Origin of the sequence: Streptomyces glaucescens (assembly GCF_002154375.1) — a bacterium.
Classification (GTDB): Bacteria; Actinomycetota; Actinomycetes; order Streptomycetales; family Streptomycetaceae; genus Streptomyces; species Streptomyces glaucescens.
Genome location: NZ_MUND01000637.1, coordinates 1 through 6,940, shown reverse-complemented (window position 1 = coordinate 6,940; position 6,940 = coordinate 1). Strand labels below are relative to the sequence as shown.

The following is a 6,940-nucleotide window of genomic DNA, read 5'->3' as shown; positions in this document are numbered from 1 at the left end:
TCGAGGGCCTGGCCGCCGACGGACAGCCCTCGGACGTGCAGCGGGCGCTGGCCCGGTGCGGAGCGGTGCAGTGCGGGTTCTGCGTGCCCGGCATGGCGATGACGGTGCACGACCTGCTGGAGGGCAACCCGGCGCCGACCGAGCTGGAGACCCGGCAGGCGCTGTGCGGCAACCTGTGCCGCTGCTCCGGCTACCGGGCCGTGGTCGACGCCGTCAAGGAGGTCGTCGCCGAGCGCGACGCGCACGCCGCGGGCGACGCGGCCGAACCCGGCGGCGACGAGGCCCGCATCCCGCACCAGGCGGGCCCGGGCGCCGGTGGCGTCAACCCGTCGGCGTTCGAGCCGCGGGAGAAGCCGAACCAGCCGCAGAACCCGCCGTACGACCCGTCGTCGTACGACCCCTCGTACGGATCCGGAACCGGACCCGAACACGGACACGGACAGGGACAGGACGGAGGCCAGGCGTGAGCAACGAAGCCGCCACCGCGACCACCGCCACCGCGGCCGGCGCCGCGGAGGCCGGCCCCGCCCCGGAGCCGATCCCGCACGGCCTCGGCTCCTCCCTGCCCGCCGCCGACGCGCGCGCGAAGACCGAGGGCACCTTCCCGTACGCGGCCGACCTGTGGGCCGAGGGCCTGCTCTGGGCGGCCGTGCTGCGCGCCCCGCACGCGCGCGCGAGGATCACCTCCATCGACACCACGCACGCGCGGGCGATGCCCGGCGTCCGCGCGGTCGTCACCCACGAGGACGTGCCCGGCAGCCCGCTGTACGGCCGGGGCAAGGCCGACCGCCCGGTGTTCGCCTCCGAGGTCGTCCGCCACCACGGCGAGCCCATCGCCGCCGTCGCCGCCGACCACCCGGACACCGCGCGGATGGCCGCCGCGGCCGTCATCGTCGAGTACGAGGTGCTCGACCCGGTGACCGATCCGGAGCAGGCCTTCGAGGCCGAGCCGCTGCACCCCGACGGCAATCTGATCCGGCACATCCCGCTGCGCCACGGCGACCCGGAGGCGGCCGGCGAGGTCGTCGTCGAGGGCCTCTACCGCATCGGCCGCCAGGACCCCGCGCCCATCGGCGCCGAGGCCGGCCTCGCCGTACCGCGCCCGGACGGCGGCGTGGAACTGTACGTGGCCTCCACCGACCCGCACGGCGACCGCGACACGGCCGCCGCCGCCTTCGGCCTGGAGCCCCACCGCGTCAAGGTCGTCGTCACCGGCGTCCCCGGCGCCACCGCCGACCGCGAGGACCAGGGCTTCCAGCTGCCGCTCGGGCTGCTCGCCCTGAAGACCGGCTGCCCGGTGAAACTGACCGCCACGCGGGAGGAGTCCTTCCTGGGCCACGCCCACCGGCACCCCACCCTGCTGCGCTACCGCCACCACGCGGACGCCGAGGGCCGGCTGGTGAAGGTCGAGGCGCAGATCCTGCTGGACGCGGGCGCGTACGCGGACACCTCGGCGGACGCGCTGGCGGCGGCGGTGTCCTTCGCCTGCGGCCCGTACGTCGTCCCCAACGCCTTCATCGAGGGCTGGGCCGTGCGCACCAACAACCCGCCCTCCGGCCATGTGCGCGGCGAGGGCGCGATGCAGGTCTGCGCGGCGTACGAGGCGCAGATGGACAAGCTCGCCAGGAAGCTCGGCATCGAACCGGCCGAGCTGCGGCTGCGCAACGTCATGGCGACCGGCGACGTACTGCCCACCGGTCAGACCGTGACCTGCCCCGCACCGGTGGCCGAACTCCTCCAGGCGGTCCGCGACTTCCCCCTCCCGCCGCTGCCGAAGGACACCCCCGAGGAGGAGTGGCTGCTGCCCGGCGGCCCCGAGGGCGCGGGCGAACCGGGCGCCGTGCGCCGGGGCGTGGGCTACGGCCTGGGCATGGTGCACATGCTCGGCGCGGAGGGCGCCGACGAGGTCTCCACGGCCACGGTCAAGGTCCAGGACGGGGTGGCGACCGTGCTCTGCGCGGCCGTCGAGACCGGCCAGGGCTTCACCACGCTGGCCCGGCAGATCGTCCAGGAGATCCTGGGCGTCGACGAGGTGCACGTGGCGCCGGTCGACACCGACCAGCCGCCCGCCGGGGCGGGCTGCCGGGGCCGACACACCTGGGTGTCGGGCGGCGCGGTGGAACGGGCCGCCAAGATGGTCCGCACCCAGCTGCTGCAGCCGCTGGCCCAGAACTTCGGCATGTCCACCGAGCTGCTGCAGATCGCCGACGGCAAGATCACCTCGTACGACGGGGTCCTGTCGACCACCGTCGCCGAGGCGCTGGACGGCAAGGAGCTGTGGGCGACCGCGCAGTGCCGCCCGCACCCCACCGAGCCGCTGGACGACGCCGGGCAGGGCGACGCCTTCGTGGGCCTCGCCTTCTGCGCGATCCGCGCGGTGGTCGACGTCGACATCGAACTGGGCTCCGTCCGGGTGGTGGAGCTGGCGGTCGCCCAGGACGTCGGCCGGGTGCTGAACCCCGCCCAGCTGGCCGCCCGGATCGAGGCGGGAGTCACCCAGGGCGTCGGCATCGCGCTCACCGAGAACCTGCGCACCGCGCGCGGGGTGATACGGCACCCCGACCTCATCGGCTACGCCCTGCCGACGGCCCTGGACGCGCCGGACATCCGGATCGTGAAGCTGGTCGAGGAGCGGGACGTGGTCGCGCCGTTCGGCGCGAAGGCGGTCAGCGCGGTGCCGGTGGTGGCGTCGCCGGCGGCGATCGCGTCGGCGGTGCGGGCGGCGACGGGCCGCCCGGTGAACCGGCTCCCGATCCGGCCGCAGGCGGCCGTGGTGACGGCGCAGTAAGCCCCGGATACGCCGGATTTGCCCGGTCGCGGGGCGTTGTCAGTGGCGCCGCGTAGTGTTCTTCCCATGAGCACGACCGGCGCCGTCGTCACGGCGATCAGCACCCCGGCCACCGCATCGGGCCTCGCCCTCGACCTGCCCCCGCGGCTGCTGGACCAGGAGTTCGGCCGGGGCCGCGTGGCCCGTTTCGAGGACGTCGACTTCCCCGTGACGCTCACCCACGAACCGACCCGCCGCTTCCTGCGCGAGACGGGCCTGCCCGCGGACGAGGTCCTGTTCTCCCTGGACACGGACCTGCCGCTGCCGACGCTCACCGAGTACTACACGGACGAGGAGTACGCGGGAGGCTTCCCCCTGGACCGGCTCCCGGCCGACGCCGACCGGTTGATACGCCTCGGCCGCCTGATCGGCGACGCGGGCCTGGTGGTCGACGGCGCCTCCGGCGAGATCCTCCGCTGGACCGAACCGGAGGCCCGCCTGGACCCCTTGAACCGGGACGTCTCTGAACTCGTCCTCGCGCTCTGCCTGTTGCGCACCAACGGCGCGGAGGCATGCGGAGGAGCAGAGGCCGTGGCGGGAATCGAACCCGCGTAACCAGATTTGCAGTCTGGCCCCTCAACCACTCGGGCACACGGCCAACGTGTCGACTCGACCGTACGGGCGGGGCGGAGGCGGGCTCAAGGGATCCCGGGGCGCTGCAATGAGACCGCCACACTCCGTTCATGAACGGGGGGCGTAGGACCAACGGCGGAGAAGATCACCATCTCCCGACAGGGGTCAAGTGTCGCCGAGCCCCTTACTCTGGCCGTCATGGCCGCCCCGAACCCACGCGACGCCGACGTCGCGGACGCAGCAGACCCCGTCGACGTACCGCAGCCGCCGGCCGGCGGCGTGCTCGGCCGCCCGTACCGGGCGCTGAGCGTCGGCATCGTCTCCGTCGTCCTGCTGATCGCCTTCGAGGCGACCGCCGTCGGCACCGCGATGCCGGTCGCGGCGCGCGAGCTGGACGGGGTGTCGCTGTACGCGTTCGCGTTCTCCGGCTACTTCACGACCAGCCTGTTCGCGATGGTGCTGGCCGGCCAGTGGTCGGACCGGCGCGGCCCGCTGGCCCCACTGACGTGCGGCATATCCGGCTTCGCGGCGGGACTGCTGCTGTCCGGGACGGCCGGGGCGATGTGGCTGTTCATCCTCGGGCGGGCCGTGCAGGGGCTCGGCGGCGGACTGGTGATCGTCGCGCTGTACGTGATCGTCGGCCGCGCCTACCCGGAGCGGCTGCGGCCCGCGATCATGGCCGCGTTCGCCGCGAGCTGGGTCGTGCCGTCGGTGGTCGGGCCGCTGGCCTCGGGCGCGGTCACCGAGCACCTCGGCTGGCGCTGGGTGTTCCTCGGCATCCCGGTCCTCGTCGTGCTGCCGCTGGCGCTCGCGCTGCCGCAGATCCGGCGCCGGGCGTCCGGCCCGGTCGACGGCTCGGACCGGGACGCCTCCTTCGACGGCCGCCGCATCCGGCTCGCGCTCGGCATCTCCCTGGGCGCCGGACTCCTCCAGTACGCCGCCCAGGACCTGCGCTGGCTGTCCCTGCTGCCCGGCGCCGCCGGCGCCGCGCTGCTGGTCCCGGCGGTGCTCGGGCTGCTGCCGCGCGGCACCTACCGGGCGGCGCGCGGACTGCCCTCGGTGGTGCTGCTGCGGGGCGTCGCGGCGGGCTCGTTCATCGCGGCGGAATCGTTCGTGCCGCTGATGCTGGTCACCCAGCGCGGCCTGTCGCCGACGCTCGCCGGGTTCTCGCTGGCGGCGGGCGGCGCCACCTGGGCGCTGGGTTCCTGGGTGCAGTCACGGCCCCGCCTGGAGCCGTACCGGGAACGGCTGATGACGCTGGGCATGGCGTTGACGGCGGCGGCCATCGCGACCGCGCCGAGCGTGCTGATCGACGCGGTACCGGTGTGGACGGTGGCCGTCGCCTGGGGCTTCGGCTGCTTCGGCATGGGGCTGGTGATCTCCTCCACCAGCGTGCTGCTGCTCCAGCTGTCCACCCCCGAGGAGGCGGGCACCAACTCCGCCGCGCTCCAGATCTCCGACGGCCTGGCGAATGTGATCCTCCTCGCGATCGGCGGCGCCGCCTTCGCCGCGCTGGGCGGCGGTACGGTCGCCCACGCCACCGCCGAGGCGGCCGGCGCGGCCTCCCGTCCGGCCGCTTTCGCCGCCGTCTTCCTGCCCATGGCGCTGGTCGCGCTGGTGGGCGCCTGGGTGACGACGAGGCTGCGGGAACGGTGAGTCACGGTGGGGGTCACCGAGGGTGTTGTGACGTGGGTCCCACCCTCGGGCGCCCCGGCGTCGTCGGCGCGTTGACGGTGCCGGGCCGCCGGTAGGGTGGCCCGGTTGTCATACGTAGCCGAGCCGTCCTACCCCCACCCGGAGACCGTGACTACCACCGCCGCTTCCTCCTCCCACCACCTGTCACCTGCCTTTCCCGGCCGCGCCCCCTGGGGCACCGCCAGCAAGCTGCGTGCCTGGCAGCAGGGGGCGATGGAGAAGTACATCCAGGAGCAGCCGCGTGACTTCCTGGCGGTCGCCACCCCCGGCGCCGGCAAGACGACGTTCGCGCTGACCCTGGCGTCCTGGCTGCTGCACCACCACGTCGTGCAGCAGGTGACCGTGGTCGCCCCCACCGAGCATCTGAAGAAGCAGTGGGCCGAGGCCGCCGCGCGGGTAGGGATCAAGCTGGACCCGGAGTACAGCGCGGGCCCGCTGGGCCGGGAGTACCACGGTGTCGCCGTGACGTACGCCGGTGTCGGTGTGCGGCCCATGCTGCACCGCAACCGGGTCGAGCAGCGCAAGACCCTCGTCATCCTCGACGAGATCCACCACGCCGGTGACAGCAAGTCCTGGGGCGAGGCCTGCCTGGAGGCGTTCGAGCCCGCGACGCGGCGCCTGGCGCTGACCGGTACGCCGTTCCGCTCGGACACCAACCCGATCCCCTTCGTGACGTACGAGGAGGGGGCGGACGGCATCCGGCGGTCCTCGGCCGACTACACGTACGGTTACGGCTCCGCGCTCGCCGACGGCGTCGTCCGCCCCGTCATCTTCCTCTCCTACAGCGGCAACATGCGCTGGCGGACCAAGGCCGGCGACGAGATCGAGGCGCGGCTCGGCGAGCCGATGACCAAGGACGCCATCAGCCAGGCCTGGCGTACGGCGCTGGATCCGCGCGGCGACTGGATGCCGGCCGTGCTGCGCGCCGCCGACCAGCGCCTGACCGAGGTGAGGAAGGCGATCCCCGACGCGGGGGCGCTCGTCATCGCCTCCGACCAGGAGTCGGCCCGCGCCTACGCCAAGCTCATCCGGGACATCACCGGGCACAGGGCGACCCTCGTCCTCTCCGACGACGCGGGCGCGTCCAGCCGGATCGACGAGTTCAGCGACAGCACCGACCGGTGGATGGTCGCCGTCCGCATGGTGTCCGAGGGCGTCGACGTGCCGCGCCTCGCGGTCGGCGTGTACGCGACGACGATCTCGACGCCGCTGTTCTTCGCGCAGGCCGTCGGACGCTTCGTGCGGTCGCGGCGCCGGGGCGAGACCGCGTCGGTGTTCCTGCCGACCGTGCCCGACCTGCTCGGCTTCGCCAACGAGATGGAGCGCGAGCGCGACCACGTCCTCGACAAGCCGAAGAAGGACGGCGAGGAGGACCCGTACGCCGAGGAGGAGAAGCTCCTCCAGGAGGCGGAGAAGCAGCAGGACGAGGACACCGGCGATCAGGACATGCTGCCCTTCGAGGCGCTGGAGTCCGACGCCGTCTTCGACCGGGTCATGTACAACGGCGCCGAGTTCGGCATGCAGGCCCACCCCGGCAGCGAGGAGGAGCAGGACTACCTCGGCATCCCGGGACTCCTCGAACCCGATCAGGTGCAGCTGCTGCTGCAGAAGCGGCAGGCGCGGCAGATCGCGCACAGCAAGAAGAAGCCGGACACCGAGGCGGACCTGCTGGAGCTGCCCGCCGAGCGACGGCCGGTCGTCTCCCACAAGGAGATGATGGAGCTGCGGCGGCAGCTCAACACGATGGTCGGCGCGTATGTCCACCAGAGCGGCAAGCCGCACGGGGTGATCCACACCGAGCTGCGCCGGGTCTGCGGCGGGCCGCCGGCCGCGGAGGCCACGGCC

The 6,940-nt window shown here is 73.7% G+C and carries 4 protein-coding genes, 1 tRNA gene and 1 pseudogene; 5 read left to right on the top strand and 1 reads right to left on the bottom strand.

The window, feature by feature from the left end:
- The 3 genes and pseudogenes from CCN42_RS33765 to CCN42_RS33755 all read left to right on the top strand — a co-directional run.
- Positions 1-467, top strand: a 467-nt coding sequence (locus tag CCN42_RS33765) for a (2Fe-2S)-binding protein (protein ID WP_245877587.1), incomplete at its 5' end; no start/stop codon positions are given.
- Positions 464-2,788: a xanthine dehydrogenase family protein molybdopterin-binding subunit gene (locus tag CCN42_RS33760; protein WP_086741250.1), complete on the top strand. Its 2,325-nt coding sequence runs from the start codon at positions 464-466 to the stop codon at positions 2,786-2,788. The genes CCN42_RS33765 and CCN42_RS33760, both read left to right, overlap by 4 nt.
- A gap of 96 nt (positions 2,789-2,884) precedes the next feature.
- Positions 2,885-3,334 (top strand): annotated as a pseudogene (locus tag CCN42_RS33755) (SUKH-4 family immunity protein); the annotation flags it as partial.
- Positions 3,335-3,353: 19 nt separating this feature from the next.
- Here CCN42_RS33755 and CCN42_RS33750 read toward each other — a convergent pair.
- Positions 3,354-3,425: transfer RNA gene (locus CCN42_RS33750), tRNA-Cys, on the bottom strand.
- 173 nt (positions 3,426-3,598) lie between these two features.
- On the opposite strand from CCN42_RS33750, the gene CCN42_RS33745 reads away from it, so the two are divergent.
- Together CCN42_RS33745 and CCN42_RS33740 are read left to right on the top strand one after the other, a co-directional pair.
- Positions 3,599-5,056, top strand: coding sequence for an MFS transporter (locus CCN42_RS33745; RefSeq protein ID WP_086741248.1), 1,458 nt, complete (start codon positions 3,599-3,601; stop codon positions 5,054-5,056).
- 147 nt (positions 5,057-5,203) lie between these two features.
- Positions 5,204-6,940 (top strand): DEAD/DEAH box helicase (locus CCN42_RS33740; RefSeq protein WP_086741247.1); only part of this gene is annotated, 1,737 nt, incomplete at its 3' end.

Coding starts and splice junctions, on each gene's coding strand:
- CCN42_RS33745 (WP_086741248.1), top strand. CDS start 3,599: ATGGCCGCCCCGAACCCACGCGACGCCGACGTCGCGGACGCAGCAGAC.